This is a genomic window from Odoribacter sp. N15.MGS-14, from assembly GCF_000980245.1.
Taxonomy (GTDB): domain Bacteria; phylum Bacteroidota; class Bacteroidia; order Bacteroidales; family Marinifilaceae; genus Odoribacter; species Odoribacter splanchnicus.
Genome location: NZ_LARE01000004.1, coordinates 40,235 through 59,733, shown reverse-complemented (window position 1 = coordinate 59,733; position 19,499 = coordinate 40,235). Strand labels below are relative to the sequence as shown.

Sequence of the window (19,499 nt, the reverse complement as noted above, 5' to 3'; positions counted from 1 at the left end):
TATTTAGAGTTAAAATGTCAAATCGATTCCACAAGAAAAGGTCCTCGCCAACGGCTGGGTATAAATATTCCCATAGGTTTCCGGATCGAAATAACCTTTATAGCTACTACCGAACACAAAAGGATTACGGGCTTCAAAGCTGATGCGTGCAGAGGAAAAACCGATATGTCCTAAAAGCCACTCGGGAAAAGTATATCCTAAACGTATACTATTGATGCGCATATAACTCATCTTCTTGAACCAATAGTCGTATTTCCGGTAAGAATTACCGGGATCGAGCATACCGAGCCACTGATAAGCCCAATTCTCCTCCCCTTCGGTATAAGTACCCATGATACGGGGATATTTACCGGAGGTATTATCCGGAGACCAAATCTGTGACATCCGGCGGGAATAATTCTGTCCCGGTGAAGTCTGTACCGGATTATAGAAAGGTTGTTCCTGCACGGTCTGATCCAACACAAAAGAAGCCGATACGGTCAAATCGAAATTCTTGTAATAAAACCGATTGATCCAGCCACCGGTAAATTTCGGTTCGGTCGTACCTTCGTAGGTAAATAAATTACGATATTCTTCTGCACTCAGGTTACTTTTCAGGAAAGGAATCAGGCCTCCCATCATATAACCGTATTCCAAACCGAAAAAGTCATTGAAAGAAACCTTTTCCCCCTGTTTATTATAAAACATCTGCAATCCATTTTCATCCAGCCCTGCGGTCTTCAGCGAAAATACAGCACCGACAGAATAGCCTTCGCGTGAAGGTTCATAGGAATTATCCCTGACATTGAGCCGATTGATCTTACTCTTATTATGCGCCAGATTAAAATCCATCACCCACCGGAAATCCTTTGTTTTCACATTTACTGTAGACAGAGATAATTCGTATCCCCGGTTGGTCAATTTCGCCCAGTTCATGGTCGAATAATCGAAACCGTTCTCTCCCGGCAAGCTCCTCATACCGATCAAATCATCACTCACCCGTCTGTAAACATCGGCTGTAAACGCGATCCGGTTACCGAGCACCGCCACATCGAGTCCCCCGTTCCAGTTGGTGGTTTTTTCCCAACGCAAATATTGGTTAGGGGGAGACGATACGATAATATTGGACTCGGAATTGTCCGGTAAAACCTGGGTATTGTCCCATTCCCCGACAACCAATGGAGAGGTATCTTTATCGACATTTCCCTGAACCCCATAGGAAGCTCTCAGTTTCAGATCGGACAACCAGTCGACATCGCTCAAAAATGCTTCCCGGTTGATATTCCAGGCACCGGAAACAGCCCATAAAGGCAAGTATTTGTACTTCCGGTCTACTCCGAACATATTGGAACCGTCATACCGTAAACTTCCGAAGAAAGTGTAACGGTTATTATAAGTATACGAACCGGTCATATAGACAGAAAGGAAACGGTCCTCCGTGAACGATTTACTATACTGTTCAAATTCGGCATTATCCATCTGGGTACTTCCTTCAGGAAATACCAAAGGCTTCGTAGTCAACGAATTCGGATCATAACCGAATCCACGGGTCATCAGATCTGTCACCTTGCTGCGACGTAATTCTATACCGGCCATATAATTGACAGCATGTACTTCTCCGAACACCTGATTGAACTCACCTTGCAATTTCCAATGATATTGATTCATATCTTTGGTAGAATTCTGTATAATTCCTCCGTCGGGCAAAAAATAACTGCCATCGTTCCCTCTTGTTTTTTCGCGATATTTACGAACATAATAAGTTTCTTTAGCCGCCACCTTTTCTGTCGCAGTATGATCCAGCTGCATAGAAAACTGGGTTTGTAGTTTTAGCCAGTCGGTCAGCCTGTAATCTAAAGTAAACAAAGGCTTTATAGAGCGATTTTTCAGCGTATAATCCGTATTGTCCACCTCTTCCAGGTAATTGAATTTCACATAACGGCCACTGTATCCTTCGATATCAGGGTCATAAATATAGTCTCCTTTTTCATCGGTCAGCTGCAAGTAAGGATTGGCATTACGTGAATAATTGGCGGGATTGATAAAAGCATCCCCATCCGTCAGATAACCGTTTTTCTTACTGTCGTTCAAAAAAAGAGAAACGCCGGCCTTCAGGTTTTTAGCCAGATCGAAATCGGTTTTCAAAGTCAGGTTGTAGCGTTCGAAACCGGTTTTACGAGTCGTCCCCTGCTCATTGTAATATCCGCCAGAAAAATAATAAGTCGCCTTATCCGATCCTCCTGAAATGCTCAGGTTATACTGTTGGTTGACTGCATTCCGGTAGATCACATCCCCCCAATCGGTAGTTTGTCCGCGCAAAGCATCGATAGCCCCCTGTGCCTCGGAAGAAATACCGTTGAACCCATTTTCCCTCAAAGCATCCAATTGCCCGTATTTTGACAGCAGACGGGACACTTCACCATAGTCGCTCCGGTAATCCAGATCGGAACGGGAAGCCAATCCCAACTCGAAGTCCACTTTCTCAGACGAATTCATCAGATTCAGTTTGCCCAAATCAGGTTTCAATGTATAGAATACCCCACCGGAAAAATTCACCCGTAGTTTTCCCTGCCGGCCCTTTTTCGTCGTAATCACAATCACCCCGTTAGCGGCCTTAGCTCCATAAATAGCTGTAGCTGCCGCATCTTTCAATATAGTGATGCTCTCGATATCTGCGGGATTGACCCCGCCGATCGAAGTATTCTGCAGTTCATCGATATTATCCTTATCTCCAAAATCCTTGGGTATATCGTTTCCTTCCAGGATCATACCGTCGAGTACCCACAACGGATCGGTACTCCCCGACAGAGAAACCGTACTCCGGATCCGCATTTTAGCGGGAGCTCCGGGCGCACCGTTCGTCGGTGTCGACATCAAACCGGCCACCTGTCCTTCCAGCATCTGATCGATACTGGCCACTCCGATACTTTTAATATCGTCTGCCTGTACAGTAGTAATAGCCGAAGTAACTTTCCGCTTTTCTATCTGCTGATATCCCGTAACGACCACTTCATCCAACTGACTCACTTCTTCCTTCAGGCGGAAAGTAAATTCGGTCTTTCCCGATATATCCGCTTTTAAAGCCTCGTATCCGATAAAACTCACCACCACATAACGAATCGAAGCAGGCAAGGTCAATTCGAATTTTCCGCTTACATCCGTCACTGTCCCCGCAGGATTATATTCTTTAGCTTCAGGAGCATCCGGATTGATAAAAACCGTAGCACCGGGGAGAGGTTCACCGCTCGCAGCCTCGAGCACTCGCCCGGTAATCTTCCGCATATCCTGTGCCCACACCACCACAGGCAGGCATAATGTTATTAAGATCAAAAGTTTACGCATCTATATTTATTATTTAGGTTTGTATGTTATCTTATATTCAAAGCCTCTTTAATCCGCACAACCAAATCTTCATAATGTTGCCGGGTTTCCGCATTTCCTGCATTCCGGTTTCTTTCTGCCAATTTTAATACCTGCAACATAACTCCTCTCTTCACCGATACAGCCTCGGAAACCCGTCCCATAGAAGAATATTGCATATTGCTAAGCCGGGTTTCAGGCTGTTCGGGGAGCGTGAAAGCAGCTTCCCGGGCTGCAAAACCACAACAATAACCGGTATGCAAAGCTTTTTTGGTCGTTTTTTCCACCGCTTTATTGGAACTGACAATGATAGCATCGATAAAATTCTTTTGGGTCATTCTTTCATACAAAGACAAATTACGTCCCTGTAGGGATCCCTTGAAAACCACCTGGTATAAATCGGCAAACATTTCTTCGGGTGTATACACATTTTTCTTTCCCTTCATCGCTTCGGCTTCGTACATCCGCATCAACCGATCGTCTTTCAATAAATCATAAAAACAGGCATACTGTAATTCCCGGGCAGTATTATAAGGTGAATATTCTACTTCCTGGGGGGAAGTACGAACGGGAAAACTCTTCTTCCAGACATCGGCAGCAAACAACCATTCAGGAACGGTAAATACTTCTTCGGATAAATATTTCACCGCTTCTTTCTGCCGTTCTTTCTCTACCGGTACATAGCGTTCCAGATCATCTCCCATCACCGGATTATTGATATAGAAACCTCCGACATTCGCAGTTACATGTCCGGCATACATTTTCCATTGATTGATCACCGCCATCAATAATTTTCCCGCTTCCAGATAACCTTGTCCTTCTGCTTCGGTCCATGCTACAATATTCGGCACAATCCGTTTCAGATTTTGTATACCGTAGCGATTAGCCTTGATCACATCGTCACCGAGGTCCTCATCCTGCGAACGGGGATCAATCGGATCTTTAGGGTCCTGTTGTTCGCCGTACCAATACATCTTGTCTCCGGAATGTTTCGTAATCCATTGATTGAGTACAGGTAATTCTTCGTGCGGATCCTTTACATCCAGCCAACGATAAGCCCAATTTATCGCAAATTTATCATATACCCCGATCACCGGCGTAATTCGTTCTACCTCATCTTCGGGTTGGGCCACGTAATTAAAACGGGCATAATCCATAATCGAACTAGCCGTCCCGCCCATCCTTGCTGTGAAGGTCTTCGAGCGCAACGAATCTACCGGAAAAGACGAAGAAGCTCCCATATTGTGTTTCAATCCGAACGTATGTCCCACTTCATGGGAAGATACAAAACGGATAGCACTCGCCATATAAGCATCATCGAAAGTATTCGCTCTGGCCCGGGGATCGATAGGCCCGGTCTGTACCCGCATCCAGGTATGTAACATCGTCATCACATTATGCCACCAAACGACATCGGCTTCGATAATCTCTCCCGAACGGGGGTCGACCACAGAAGGTCCCATGGCATTCGCTTGCTGCGAGGCCGCATAAGTAATCACCGAATAACGCGCATCGTCGATATCGAAATCAGGATCATCGGTCGGAGCATCCTTCGCTACAACCGCATTTTTAAAACCGGCAGCTTCAAAAGCTTCCTGCCAATCAAAAACACCGGCTTTAATCTCCTCCCTCCATTGAGCAGGAGTTGCCGGGTCGATATAAAATACAATCGGTTTGGCCGGTTCTACCAACTCGCCCCGTTTGTATTTCTCTATATCCTCCGGTTTCGGTTCCAGCCGCCAGCGATGTACAAAATCACGGGTTTCCACCGCCTGTTGTTTGTCATTGAAATAAATGTGAGGAGTCGTAAAAAATCCGACTCTCCGGTCTGCAAAACGCGGAGTCATCGGCACCTTCGGCAACAATACGATATTCGTTGTCGTTTCGACTGTCAAGGGTACCGACTCGGTACCTTCCGTAATCTGGGTTGTCAGAAAAGCTTTTACTACAATATTCTGAGGAAAAGCTTTCATACCTCCGATCCGGGACAATTCTTTTTTCACAGAAGCTCCCAAAGAAATACTATTGTATAAATCGTTAAAGCTCTTCTCACTTCCGTCGAAAACTTTATTCACCTTGATCAAGACGGCAGAAGAATCGGGCTTGAAGGCTTCTATCGGAAACTGTTCGATCACAGCTTCACGATAGTTGTCCTTCACCGAAAGGGCTATAGCATCCCCCTCGGGCACACTGACACGGGGATTCCACGTTGTCACCCACACTTTATTAAGCACTGTATCTTTATGAAAACGGATCAGCTTATCTTCGTAAGCCATCCCTTTATTTAAACCGGCATCGTTCAATTGATAAGGTACACCGGAAACTTTATTGACAATCAGGAGATCACGGTTCATCAACGAATCGTCGATCTCGAAATACCAATCCTTCTCTACCTGATGAATACGAAACATACCTTCCCGCGTCTTTGCCTTCTTCACCAACTCATCGTATTTACTTTCAGAAGTTACGACCGAATCATTTTTTACGGATTTTCTTTTATGCCATCCCCAGGCATAAGCATCGGAGACTGTTCCGGTAAAACAGAGTGCGAATAACGCTACAATTAAATTTGTTCTGGTTTTCATCATATAGTTTATTCAGTATTCATCGATATTTATGCAGTTTACAATATTATCGGGATTTTTTATAAAATGAAAAAAAACCAGAATGAATCCCCCGAATAAAAGTATGAAACACGATAAAAAAGGAGTGAATTATTCAACCAAAGGTAAGCGGCAGATAAATTTCCCTTCCTTTATCTCATATTCCGGCTGAACGTCAGCATAATAACGATAAATTTCCTGAATACTCTCCATACCGACTCCGAAAGATGCCTCCGGCATATCGGTCCGGGGATGATAGGAATTTTCTACAATCACCGCTCCAACTTCCGCATAAATATCGATATCCAAAGGATATCTATGAGTAATTTCATTGTACTTAAGTGCATTTTCGAAAATCAATTGCAGACTCATCGCCGGAATCCTCCCGTTTACCGTTGTCAAATTATCGGCCAGGTGCAGATTCAATTGTTCCCCGAAACGTATTTTTTGGAGAAAATAATAGTGGCGGATAAATTCAACCTCTTCTTCTAATTTACTCAGGTTTTCTTTCCGTTTTTCCAGCACATAACGATACACTTTCGACATTTCCAATATAAATTTCCGGGCTACTCCGGGGTCGGTAGTGATCAAGGCACTCAAAGAATTCAAAGCATTGAATAAAAAATGAGGATTGAGTTGATTTTTCAATTGTTGCAAATTCAGCCGGATGGCTTCCTGTTCGGCCTTTTGCCGTAAATCGTATTCTTTCCGCCACCGCCGTTGGGAATAAGCAAGCAAAACAATAAAAATCACGACTGTAAACACGACTATCCACAAAGCATACCGATGGAAATCGGCCATAGCTTCCTGATTATCCAATTGCACCACGTTAATGACGACCGTACATTTCTCTGTCCCCACCGTGAGCGGATAATAAATCTTATCGACAGGCAAGAGTAAAAACTGCGAAAAACCGGTAACATGGATCCGCTTATTCTCCCCGACGACCTGTTTTACCCTTCTTCTTTCAAGCGAATCGAGAAGCCGCATCCCCAGCCATTTTTCTTCGGGATGGGCGACAATTACCCCGGAGTCGTTCAGGATATAAGCATAATTCTTCCCCGCAGGTAATAAGTTTGAAAAATAAGCATGTAAATGATCCAAAGCGATATCGATCCCCAATGCCACCTCCCCCTGCCGCCCGTATAACGTCCAATAATAAGTGGAATCTTCGGCATACAACCCTCCATTTCTTTCCTTTGAAGGTCCGGCTTCACTCTCCCGTATACCGGAATCGGTACAAATCGTTCTTTTCCCTTCCGTTTCGAACCAAATTCGGCTCACCTTATTATCCTGTCGGATCAATAAGGCAATCAACTCTTCGAATTGTTCCTTCTGATAGCCCCGTGTCGCCAAATAATCCTGCATACTTTCAACCAGCTCTGCCGTCTTTTGGAAATCCTGCCGGATCAGTTCCGTCCGGTACTCCCCCATCTCTTCCACCACTGAATAATGCATCCGATTCACCGTCTTGTCCATCTGTACACTGACTAAGCCGATAGCTCCGGAAAATAAGATCAACAACAATATTCCGGCAACAATTCCGTTTTGCTTATAAAACATGTCTCCGCTTTTTTATTTATTCTCTAAACAAAAATAGGTATTTTCTACGGGAGATATCCTATAAAAGAAAAGGGTTATCGAAATTTTCCGGCTTTAACAGAAAAACCTAGAATTATTCTGTCGTTACTTATTCGTCTTCGGTGTTCGTGTTCGGGGACCATTGGAGCGGGAACGAGGGTCCGGTTAGGTTTTCCGAACGCTCGACCGGTGGTGTCTGACGAGCCTGCGAGGAGTTCCGCCGGTCAGTGAAGGAAAGCCTTAACGGACCGGTCCAGGCGAACCGGTCCGATGGCACAAAACCTGGAATCGGAATAGAAAGAAAAAATAAACCTACTATAAATATGAAAAAACGGAGCATTGGAAAAAGGGGGAATTAAATCGGTCTATAAACTCCTATCTGTTCACTTTATAAACTTAGCCGGCACGTCGGTCAATTCTTCATGCCGCATTTCCTTTGCCAGTATTTTCCCGTCCGGCCCCACTAAAATAATGTGAGGGATTCCCTTGATGCAATAAGTCGTAAAAATATCCGTTTTTGGAGGCAATAACAAATGATCCCAGTTACTATGATCTTCTTTGATAGCTGCCAGCCACAACTCTTTCTTCCGGTCATCCGATACGCCTAAAATGGTAAAATTTTTTCCCTTAAAAGCTTCCAATGCTTTTCTCAGCCACGGTGTTTCTTCGCGACACCAATGACAATAAGAATCCCAAAAATCCACAATAACATATTTACCTCTGAAATCACTTAATTTGATCGGATTACCCAGCGTATCCCGGCCGGTAATCTCCGGGGCGACAGCACCGATAGCACATCCCGCATAACGGTCGAGCTGAGCGTTCATCAAAGCGATATAAGGAGTCTGCTGAGCTTCCGGTCCAAAATTTTTCTGGTATTCCCTTTCCGCACCGATATTTTCTTTAGTAGAGAAATCTTTCCGTCCGAATAATTTACTGTAGTACAAATAAATTCCGAACGGATTCTCCATATTTCCGTCAACCGTTTGTCTCACCAACTGATCTTCGGCCATCTGTGCCTGCTCATAATAAGGCATAGACTCCTCTTTGATCCGGGCCATTTCCTCCCGGTCCTCCCGGTCGCGGGCAGCAAAAAACAAGGCATCCAACGAATCCAGCAACCGATCGTTTCTGACAACGGCACAGGCTTTCAGAAAATCCCGATACTTATCATTTAAGGCAGACCCGGAAACTTCCCATACCACTCCTCCCTTCTTAACAGTTGCAGGTTTTACCTTCAGATTACCGGCCTCGGCAAATACCATTCCTCCTTGTCCGGGCCTGAATCCCAGAAAGAGCATTTGTTTTTTCACACGATCTACCGTAAAAGTAAATTTACCTTCTTTAATTTCAGCCGAATCGATCGGATCGAACAACCCATAATAGGCATTCGTTATTTCCCCGAGATAGATTTTATTTTCCTTTATATCTCCGATCTCTCCTTCAATCCGCATGCGGTTGGAATGGCATGCCCCTAACAGGCATGCTATTCCAATGATTAAGTTTATTATTTTCATCACTTTCATATATTAATCTTGTTTTTCCACCGTCGCTACCACCTCATCACAAAATCCTGCTTTGGTATAAAGTTTTTGTGCTGCAAGTCCACCGATATTATTCAATTTATAAACAGCAATTCCCCCATTCGGAGCCGGAATATTCCCGTCTTTAATGGCTACTGTCAACTGTATCATGGTAGCATTCGGATTCTCTGTCGTCGGAGCAGCTACTTCCGTACAATCTACCCCATCGATCACATAATGCTCTTTTGTACCGTCGATAATCACTCCCTCCGAAGCCGTTTTCACATTAAAAGCATAAACTTTATCCTCGCTGACATAGAAAAAGATATCCGAAATTCCTTTCGAATCCATATTCCAAGGCATGTAATTGTCTACCTCTGCCTTGTTTCCGGGTATCATCGCCGTAGCGTTGTATAATCCGGGATAGGCTGCTCCGGTTAATACCTGCTTTGACAGAGAGATAAAATCATACGTCCAGTCGTCATTAAAAACAAATTTATAGGTAATCAAAAAATATTCATTCTTATTTTTATCTCTCATCAACGCCCATACTTCATTCAAAGTCGAATTCATACTCCCTGAAAGTACCAATTCTACCCCTTCTCCCATTGCTTTGGGATCAAATTTCGAAAAATCGGAATTCGCCCCACCGATAAAACTAAAATACCCACCGCTTTGGTTGATCATAAAACGCCCGTGCAGGTTATCATAAAATAAGGGAGCGGCATAAAACGGATAGCCTGTCGGCTGTGCGACATAAGATGCTGCCGAATAATCCTGAGGAGCCGACAAAAATACAATTTCCGGATTCCATACGGCTGTTTCCTCAAAACCATAGGCCCGCCCGTGTACTTTCCCATTCACCACCAGATAATCACTCCCCTGGTCCGTACAATAACCGTCGATCCCGATGTCTCCGGTCATGTCTTCACCCGAAAAGAATTTCTCTTTCATATAAGCCTTCCGCACAAACAAATCGGGATCGAGATATACGCCTCCCGTATTATTTTTTGCAGTAACGACGACTGCCTTATAAGGTCTCGGGTTACGGGCATAAGGTTTGATCAGGATGATTTTTCGGGACTGCTCACTGAGTTTCTCTCCCTCATTGATTTGAGTATAGATCTTTTCGTATAGGGTGATACCGTCTTTCTTTAACATCACCAGATCATACTCTCCACTGGTTTTACATAACATCAGGGTGCCTCCTGAATATTTACCGATAGTGGTAAAACTGGATTCTTCGATCACATAAACACCGGTTTTATTGTCGGTCACTTTAAATTTTAAAGTAGTTTTCACCCCCGGTAAAACATCTGAGATCACCACATCCAGATTTTTTTCAAAAGACAAGGTATCGGCGACAGACTGTTCTTCATTGTATTTATACCACACATAGGAAAGATCCGAGTTTTCGCCGAATTTTGTCGTCACTACCGGAGCGATGGTCAATTTCCCTCCCACTTCGATCTCCTGATAATCTTTGATCCCCTCAATTTTAATCTCATCGATATCGATATCTCCGTATCTGGATTCATCATCCACACAAGAGAACAGGATCAACAAAAATAATATTCCTATATATTTCAATTTTTTCATAGCTATCTTCTTTTTTAATTAACAACCCATAGACTAAGGTACATTCCATCCTTGCATCACTTTACCGGTTTCATCCCTGATTTCACTCCCGGTAATGATCTTATACAATTTTCTGGCATAGGGAGTGTAATAATCTTCCTCGTAAATAATGCCATAATTACCATATCCACTGCCATAAGTATCTTCCCAAAAATCATGTCCGGTCATTTCAATGATCATCATATGCTTTTTTTGGGAATATTCACCGAATAATTTCTTAAACGCAGTCATATCTCCATAATAGCCTTCTCCCTCAGGCTTTTTCAACATATCGGCAATGAGCAGACGAATCTCGGACTTATCGGCATAGGCCACACCCAGCTCACCGGTAGCAACCAGCCTCAACGTAAGAGTCACCGGTTTCTGTTTAATAGCCGCATCCCCTTTAATCAACCGCACAGGCATTTTATAAATAAATTCTCCGGCCGGGAACTCATAGAATTCAGGAAGTTTTTCATAATGTATACCTTCTTTGGCATCCGTTCTCTCCCCGACCACCTCGACTTTAAATTTCTGCGGTTTGGTCAATACATTTCCCAACATCTTCACATCTACGGTCGTCTCCAGAATCTGATCGGCCATCAGCAAGGAAACATACAGACTATCCCGGGTATCTGTCACAATGGAATAATAGATATCGTGCATATGCTCATCGTATACCATCCGTTCATTCTCACTACATGCTAACAGGATCACTGAAGCAAGAAGAAAAAATATCTTTTTCATAACGCTTAATTTTTAATATTCCCAAAATCGATTTCTACTGTCGGAATAGGCAAATTATACACCGCATTCACATCTTGATGAGCGATATTATTTTCAGCCCCGATAGTTTCCATTGCTTTCCGTTTATAATAGAAGAACATTTGTCCCTCACCTATAAATTCCCGGCGATATTCCTGAAAGATATAACCGGCTAAATCATCGGTCGGCGCAATACTGCTTAATCCCCGGTGATTTCTCAATTTATTGAGATAATCATAGGCAGCCTTCCCTTGAGCACATTCGGCAGCTATCAGATACAATTCGGAAATTTTAAACATCGGAATATAGTTTACTCCGGTATATTTCTTCAATACGAACGAACTACCATCGGAATACGGGGTAATCCAATAATTTCTGAACTCATTATCCAGTCCGGAACCATTGAAAATATTCGTTTTTCCTTTTGAAGACATCGTCAATATATTAGAAGTAGAAGAAAAACTCTCGGTAAAATAAATATCGCTATTGTCTTTCAATTTCTGCACATCCAATGTGAAAATCAACTCTTTATTGAACATCGGATCGGAAGTAGTAGCAGCACTATTGGCCAATTCATAAGAAGCAGGACTTTCTCCGCCGGCTTCACCGATAATTTCCTTTGCTTCTTTCAAAGCCGCCTCTTTATCGTTTCCCCAAAGATATACCCGGGCTAAAAGTGCTGTCACCGCATAATAATTCATTCTTTGTTTCCGGTTATACAACGGATCGGAAGTATCGGAAAATTTAAATTCTTCTTTCCCTTTCATCAACTGTTTTGCAGCCAACAAATCCGTTTCTATTTTTTTCAAAACCTCTTTCACCGTCAACTGGGACTGGGCGATATTCGTAAAAACATCTATATAAGGAATAGCCAATGCGTCCAATCCTTTATTATTATTCATCGCAGCCGAAGGAGCGAATAAACGGAGTATATCGAAATGCAGAAAAGCCCGCAAAGCCAGAAATTCTCCTTTATACACATCATGTACCTCGGGTGAAGTAAAAACCCCTTTATTTTCGTCGATGAACAACATGGCCTGATTGATATTGGCTACAGCAGAAAAATGATTACTCCAAATAGAGCTAATGCGACTTTCCTCTGTTTTCTCGGTATACTTATATTCTGCTGCATTTTTGAAATTATGCTCATAACCGGAAGAAGTTGTTTTCAACGGACTGTTGTAATATTGAGCCAATACATCCAGGTAGCCGTACGTCAGATCTCTGCCGTAACTATTCGTACCGCACATCAATGCATAAACACCTACCAAAGCATCTCTGAATCCGGCTTCAGTACCGAACAGATCCTCTGCTTTCATATCCGCTTTCGGAGAAACGTCCAGCCAGTCGTTACAGCCGGTCAATGCCACAAAGAGCGAAAGAATGATCGTTTTATTTATTAATTTTTTCATAGTATTGTCCGATTAAAAAGTGATTTGAGCAGCCAGTGAAAAAGTCCTTGCAAAAGGATAGGAAGTACCTCTTTCCATCCGCACCGTGGAAGAAGTGAAAACATCGTTTCCGATAGCGGAGATTTTCAAGCGCTGAATCCCCCACTCTTTCAATTTCGCACTCCGGAAATCATAACTCACAGATAAAGCCTGAAGCTGAATATAATTTTCTTTTTCCACAAAGCGGGAAGTCGGATTAGTGACCGAAACATCGCTTACCTTTTTGAATTTTGCCACGTCTCCCGGTTCATTCCAACGGTCGTACAGAATTCGCCGGTCTCCGTTTTCGTTGGGATTTACATTCTCCACTTTGTCGACTAAGGTCTGATTGTAAATATAACCACCGTATTTATAATATAAATGCGCATTCAACTCCCAGCCTTTATACATAAACATCGTTCCGACCGTTCCATAAATTTTAGGATCGGAAGATCCCCAGGGTTTGTAATTTTTACTATCCCATTTATTCACTTTATTCCCGTTCATATCCAGGAATATTTCATCACCGGTAGCCGGATCGATTCCCAAAGATTCATTCACCCAGATGGTATTCTGCGACAACCCTTCTTTGTAACGGATCATCGGTTTGTTTTCCACTTTGGAATCCTGGTCGGCATTAAAGGCTGTCAAAGCTTTGTTGATTTTCTTCACTTTATTTTTATTGTGTGCCAGATTGAAGAAAATATCCCAGTTCAATTCCCGTTTGACATCCCGGAGTACCGTACCTTTTAAGGATAGTTCGACCCCACTGTTTTCTACTTCTCCCAAATTTTCTTTATAAGAAGAAAAACCCAAAGACGGAGCAATAGATACGTCGATCAGCACATCTTTCGATAAATCCCGGTATACATTGAAAGATCCGGTCAGACGACTATGGAAGATTTCGAAATCCAACCCTACGTTTTGTTTTTCTACCTTCTGCCATTTCAGGTTTTTATTTCCGAAAGCCTTCATAATGGCTCCCAGATAGCCGCTGTAAGAAATGGTATTGATCCGGCTATCGTTATAGGAATACATGGCCATGGCCTGGTAAGGACTAAAGTTTTGCCCACCGGTTGTCCCGATAGATCCCCTGATCTTCAACAGGTTGATCACGCCCCAGTCTTTCATGAATTTTTCGTTATGGATATTATATCCGACACCGACCGACCAGAAAGTACCCCAGCGGTTGTTCGAACCGTAAATAGACGAACCGTCGCTTCGAACAGAAGCATCCAACAAGAAACGATTGTCATACGTATATCCCAGGTTACCCACAAAACCGACCAGGCGGGTCACATCGAAACTACCTCCGGGTTTCGCCCCTTCCTGATACCCCGAACCGATCGACACATGATCCATGTTCGCATTGGGAAAACCGACAACGTAGATACTGGTATTGTCATACTGTTTTTCCTGAAGGTTATACACAAACCCCAGGTTGATAAAATGTTTTTTCAGGCTCTTAAAATATGATAAGATGACGTTAATATCATAACTGAAATCATTGGAAGTCGACTGGGCATAACTCCCTTTTTTCTCTTTGTCCAAAAATTCGGTATTTTCATAGGATTTATAAACATCGGTCTTTCCATTATCCACGCTTAACGAAAGATTGGCCTTCAATTTCAATCCCTGAATAATATCGTATTCTATCGAGAAATTATTCAGAAAATTATTAGAAGTCTGCTGATTTTTAGAAGGCAATACCGCATTGTACAATTCATTATACATGGTCTTCGAGGTAATTCCCCGGTCATAATATTCATAAGAATAGAGGACCTTTTTCACATTCCCGTTTTCATCATAAGGATTATAATAGGGATTATAATAGAGGTAAGAACTAAAACTTCCGTAAGGGGAATTGACCGACTTCAAATGATCGAAGGAAGCATAATTGGAGAATTTCAGGTTTTTCAGGTTATATTGAAGCCGGATCCCTCCACCGTAATTATCCCGTTTCGAGCCTTTCATCACTCCGACTTTATTCGAATAGAAAAGATCGAAAGCATAACGGAACGATTCGTTTCCACCTTCTGCCATTACGGTATGTTTATGGCCGACCCCCAATTCCCGTACCGGAATGGACAACCAATCCACATCATTTCCTTCCTTCACCAATTTCAGAATCCGGTTATATGCATCCAACTTATCATCCGTCCATCCGGGTTTGGAAGATTTTTCATACAATCCGGAACGCACTTCGTATTCCAGTTTTTCTTCTGCATTCATCAGATTATAATCCGAAAGATCGGCTATTTCGAAGTTGGCACTACCGTTATAAGACAACTGCAATTTTCCGGCTTTGGGAAGTACTGTCTCGATCACCACAACACCATTGGCAGCACGTGAGCCGTAAATCGCTGTAGCCGATGCATCTTTCAGAATAGTGATATAACGTACCCGGTTGGGGTCGAGGTCGAACACCTTCTGAGCGGTTACTTCGAAACCATCCATAATAAAAGTCGGCATATTCGGATTGTTTTCATACTCGGCCTTCAAACTACTGGACCCCCGGATTTCAAAATCAGGAATCGTATTCGGGTCACTACCCATTTCATTATTCACCACTTTAGTAAAAGAAGGATCGAGCACAGACAAGGTATTCAGGATATTTCCCGTAGAAATAGTCTTCAGTTCATCTCCGGAGAAGGTCTTGGATACACCGGTAAAGCTCTCCTTCTTCCGGGTAAAGTAACCATTGACCACCACCTCTTCCATTTCCGCCACTTCCTCGGTCAATATCACATTCAACGTTTCTTGCCCGGCATATCTGACCTCCTGTGGCTTCATGCCGACAAATGTAAACATCAATACCGTTTCTTTCCCATCCTCCGGAATGGTGATCGAATATTTTCCATCGATGTCGGTCGATACGCCTAAGGTCGTCCCTTTAATTACGACGGTCACTCCCGGTAAGACCGCCCCGCTTTTATCTTTCACCACCCCTTTCAGTACTTTCGGCCCGGCCGGTACTTCTCCTTTTGCACGAATCAGAATGATATCATTGTACAGCTCATACTCCAAATTCACTTTTTTCAATACCATATCCAACACTTCGCTCAATTCTTTGTCTTTAACCTGAACGGAAACCTGACCAGCTTCCCGCACCACACCGGAATTATACATCATTTTCATACCGGTTTGTTGTTTCACGGCATCGACAAATTTCTCCACAGAAACCTCTTTCAAGTCTAAAGTCACCAGCTTGCTTTGAGAAAAAACATGAGCCGATAAATTCAGGCTAAAAACAAAAATGAAAACAATACAACATTTGATAAACATCAAATTTTTCCTAAACCTCTTTAAAAGGCCCGGAAATCGGATCAGACGATTTTTTTTCATACCATTGTAATTTAGTTAAGTAATTAAGAAGACTTTCGAGATAACAGGATTTTATTATTATCTATTTCATAATGAATATCCTGGAGTCTTTCCAACACTTGCAGGAAAGTATTGATCGAATCATACCGTTCGAGACTACCGGTATATTTCAGCTGTTTCATTTCCTCATTCCGGAAAACCACTTCAGATCCGTACCAACGGGACAGTGTTTCCATAATTTCCTCCAGGGGCTTATCCCTGAAAACAAAAACCCCGTCTTTCCAGCCTACATATTCTTCAACTTCGACTTTACGACTGATTAATTCACCGGACCTTTCCAGGATAGCCTGTTCACCTGGCGATAAGATTACGCTTTTCTTTGTATGGGAAGTATAACGTACACAGCCTCTCACTAAGGTGGTATATTCTGCTTTATCCATGTATGAACTTATTCCGAAAGCCGTCCCCAATACGGTCACCTCTCCCTGAGAAGTAATTACCTGAAAAGGACGTCCGTCTTCGGCCACGTCGAAATAGGCTTCTCCTTCCAAATACACTTTACGTTCCCCAGCAGTGAACTGCACCGGATACTTTATTTTCGATTCTGCATTTATCCATACTTTCGTATGATCTTCCAACGTGATGTAACACTCTCCGGCTGTGGGCACAATCAATTCATTATAAGCCAATTCCTGTATTTGAGGCGTAGATCGGTAAGTAATCTTTCCCTCTGCATAACTAATCTGAGTCCCATTTTTTTCCAGTACCTGCATGGAATCCCGCTCAAGATTCACCGTCTCGCCATTTGTCAGTCGTAATATAGCTTTGTAACTCCCGGGGCGAATCGTCTCTTGCTGTGCCGGTGGAACAACTTCTACCTCCGGTAATCCAAGATTCAGTAACCAACTCATTCCTAAAAGTAAAACCACCACTGCTGCTGCAGTAAGAATCCGGATAATCCTCTTTTTATGACGAAGCGATTTTTGTTGCCTGCTGAATTTGCCGAAAGCTTTCCGGGCATCGTATTGTTTATATTCCTCCAGCTTTTCAGCCAAAATATCTCCCTGACTCAACTGCCGAAACACATTTTCCAAATTCCGATCGTTCAACATTTCCCGAAATTCCTGCTTTTCCCTTTTCTCCAATGTCCCGGAATAATATTTTCTCAAAAGAGTAACCTGTCGGTCAAATTTATCTTTTTGCATCTTAAAAAACGTTCGATTCTTTTTGCGGGAATCCGCAAAAAGAATAATTGCCAGCTGACCAATGACAATTGACAATTACCTGGAAGCTTCGCTTCCATTAGAAAATATTAAGAAAAGAAAAATGAGAAAGAGAACGAAGAATAGAATCATTGATTATCAAACAAATAAAGAAGAAACCACCGGTTTGGAAATATGTGGTCAATTGTCACGCGACAATTGTCAATTAACTAAGTGCCCGCAGGATCCAATAGCTTTTTAAACTTTACGAACTTTATGAACTTTCAACTAATTTAATCGAACGTTTTTTCGGTTCATTCAATGATAAAATGCATGAAGCAGGATTTGGTATGACAGAAATTTCATTTTTTTTGAAAAAAATTTACCTCATCTGTAAAAAAACGGAAATTGACAGGATTATTAATGGAAAGTCCGGGGAGCGAATGGGCTATCGAAGATTTTCAAATAGATTAAATAAAAGAATAAAAAATAGAAAAAGTCTTAGAAAAGAGGACAGGAATTATTGGAAAAATCAAAATGTCGGAAAAATCCCCCTAAAAGGTTGATTTTTCCGACATTTTGCATTCTATTTTGAAGAAACGAACTTAATAAACAGTCTTGTCTTTGTTTTCTTTCCACAAGCTGAATTCTTCTCCAGCCGTATCCTCTTTCTCATTCAAAAAGGGAATACTCCGATCGGCCTCGGGGAGGGCAATCTCTTTATAGATCAGGGAATCATCGAATCCGGCAAGTGCTGCATCTTCTTTTGTAGAGGCATAATATACCCGGGAAGGTCTTGCCCAATAAATAGCACCAAGGCACATAGGACAAGGCTCACAACTGGCATATATCTCACATCCCCCGAGTTGAAAAGTATCTAACTTACGACAAGCCTCGCGAATCGCATTCACTTCGGCATGTGCTGTCGGGTCACAATCCGGAGTAACCGTATTGGCACAAGCTGCGATAATTTTTCCCTCCTTGACAACAACAGCGCCGAACGGCCCCCCGGTCCCCTGTTTCACATTCTCTACAGCCAAACGAATAGCTTCTCTCATAAACTTCTCTTCGTACATAACCTCTCAACTAAAATTTCATATTTCCCGTCCCCTCTCTCTTCCACCTCTAACCTCTATTCTTTTTACCTCTAGTTTATAGCTTACAGCCTTTAGCCTTTCCCTTTTTTTCCTTTCTTCTCCCCCTCATCCGGCAACTTCTTACTATACCAAAGCATAAAAATCCCCGCCAGAATAAAAGGAATACTCAAAATCTGTCCCATATTCAAGGCCATTCCAGCTTCCCAGGGTTCCTGTACTTCCTTGACGAACTCGATAATAAAGCGGGCAGAGAAGATCAGGATCAAAAAAGCGCCGAAGATAAATCCCATTTTCTTCTTAACGTTCGTTCGCCAATAAAGATACATCAAAACAAAAAAACTAAACAGGTAACAAATTGCTTCATACAATTGAGCCGGATGGCGCGGCAATTCCGGATTCGGTAAATCACTATTCATGAAGCGGAATCCCCAAGGCATATTGGTCGGTAATCCCACAATTTCAGAGTTCATCAAATTTCCTGTCCGGATAAAAAAGCCGGCTAAAGCAATCGGAATCACAGCCCGGTCTAAAATCCAGAATATAGATTTTTTGCTGACTTTCCGTGAATAATACCACAATCCGGCTATAATACCTATTGCAGCGCCATGACTGGCCAATCCCTGATAACCGGTAAACTTAAATTCGGGCGAAAACCGTACAGGCAGGATCATCTCCAGCGGATGCTGGCTATAATAAGCCCAGTCGTAAAAGATACAATGTCCCAAACGGGCACCGACTATCGTCGCGATCGCTACATACAACCACAATTTATCCAACCAGGCCATAGGCAATCCTTCGGACTTGAACATTTTCTCTTCAACCTTATAACCTAAAATAAAGGCCACAGCGAACAGCAACCCGTAATAACGAATGGAAATACCCCCCAAATTGAAGATCTCGGGACTAATATCCCAATTAATAAATAAAGACAACATACATTATGATTTTCAATTTATGATTTTTGATTTACGATTCAGACTTACCATTGAAATCTGAAATCGTAAATCCTAAATCAAAA

At 42.6% G+C, this 19,499-nt stretch carries 12 protein-coding genes; 1 reads left to right on the top strand and 11 read right to left on the bottom strand.

Features of this window, described 5'->3' with window-relative positions; all coding sequences use genetic code 11:
• Positions 1-9: 9 nt before the first annotated feature.
• The 9 genes from WS34_RS01565 to WS34_RS01525 all read right to left on the bottom strand — a co-directional run bounded on the left by WS34_RS01565 (position 10) and on the right by WS34_RS01525 (position 17,387).
• Complete coding sequence (locus WS34_RS01565; RefSeq protein WP_046402697.1) at positions 10-3,321, bottom strand: SusC/RagA family TonB-linked outer membrane protein; 3,312 nt, start codon at positions 3,319-3,321, stop codon at positions 10-12.
• Positions 3,322-3,347: 26 nt separating this feature from the next.
• Positions 3,348-5,927: a zinc-dependent metalloprotease gene (locus tag WS34_RS01560; protein WP_046402694.1), complete on the bottom strand. Its 2,580-nt coding sequence runs from the start codon at positions 5,925-5,927 to the stop codon at positions 3,348-3,350.
• 126 nt (positions 5,928-6,053) lie between these two features.
• Complete coding sequence (locus tag WS34_RS01555) at positions 6,054-7,505, bottom strand: histidine kinase (RefSeq protein ID WP_256316391.1); 1,452 nt, start codon at positions 7,503-7,505, stop codon at positions 6,054-6,056.
• Positions 7,506-7,906: 401 nt separating this feature from the next.
• Positions 7,907-9,040, bottom strand: coding sequence for a TlpA disulfide reductase family protein (locus WS34_RS01550; protein WP_046402726.1), 1,134 nt, complete (start codon positions 9,038-9,040; stop codon positions 7,907-7,909).
• A gap of 12 nt (positions 9,041-9,052) precedes the next feature.
• Positions 9,053-10,645 carry a PKD-like family lipoprotein gene (locus tag WS34_RS01545; RefSeq protein WP_046402691.1) on the bottom strand — a complete coding sequence of 531 codons (1,593 nt, stop codon included), beginning with the start codon at positions 10,643-10,645 and terminating at the stop codon, positions 9,053-9,055.
• Positions 10,646-10,678: 33 nt separating this feature from the next.
• A complete protein-coding gene (locus WS34_RS01540) occupies positions 10,679-11,410 on the bottom strand; it encodes a DUF4843 domain-containing protein (protein ID WP_046402689.1) in 732 nt (243 codons plus the stop codon).
• A 5-nt stretch (positions 11,411-11,415) separates the two neighbouring features.
• Positions 11,416-12,840, bottom strand: coding sequence for a RagB/SusD family nutrient uptake outer membrane protein (locus WS34_RS01535; RefSeq protein WP_013610807.1), 1,425 nt, complete (start codon positions 12,838-12,840; stop codon positions 11,416-11,418).
• A 12-nt stretch (positions 12,841-12,852) separates the two neighbouring features.
• The gene (locus WS34_RS01530) at positions 12,853-16,203 is read right to left on the bottom strand and encodes a SusC/RagA family TonB-linked outer membrane protein (RefSeq protein WP_013610806.1); all 3,351 of its coding nucleotides are present in this window, start codon (positions 16,201-16,203) and stop codon (positions 12,853-12,855) included.
• Positions 16,204-16,226: 23 nt separating this feature from the next.
• Positions 16,227-17,387 (bottom strand): FecR family protein, encoded by a 1,161-nt coding sequence (locus WS34_RS01525; RefSeq protein ID WP_013610805.1) that lies wholly within the window; start codon positions 17,385-17,387, stop codon positions 16,227-16,229.
• 326 nt (positions 17,388-17,713) lie between these two features.
• Between WS34_RS01525 and WS34_RS01515 the strand changes: the two genes are divergently transcribed.
• Positions 17,714-17,950, top strand: a complete 237-nt coding sequence (locus WS34_RS01515; protein ID WP_041556300.1) for a hypothetical protein — start codon at positions 17,714-17,716, stop codon at positions 17,948-17,950.
• Positions 17,951-17,989: 39 nt separating this feature from the next.
• Here WS34_RS01515 and WS34_RS01510 read toward each other — a convergent pair whose 3' ends face one another.
• On the bottom strand, positions 17,990-18,460 hold the full coding sequence (locus tag WS34_RS01510) for a nucleoside deaminase (protein WP_013610803.1): 471 nt from the start codon (positions 18,458-18,460) through the stop codon (positions 17,990-17,992).
• A 92-nt stretch (positions 18,461-18,552) separates the two neighbouring features.
• Positions 18,553-19,416, bottom strand: a complete 864-nt coding sequence (gene lgt / locus WS34_RS01505) for a prolipoprotein diacylglyceryl transferase (RefSeq protein ID WP_013610802.1) — start codon at positions 19,414-19,416, stop codon at positions 18,553-18,555.
• Between the last annotated feature and the right edge of the window lie 83 nt (positions 19,417-19,499).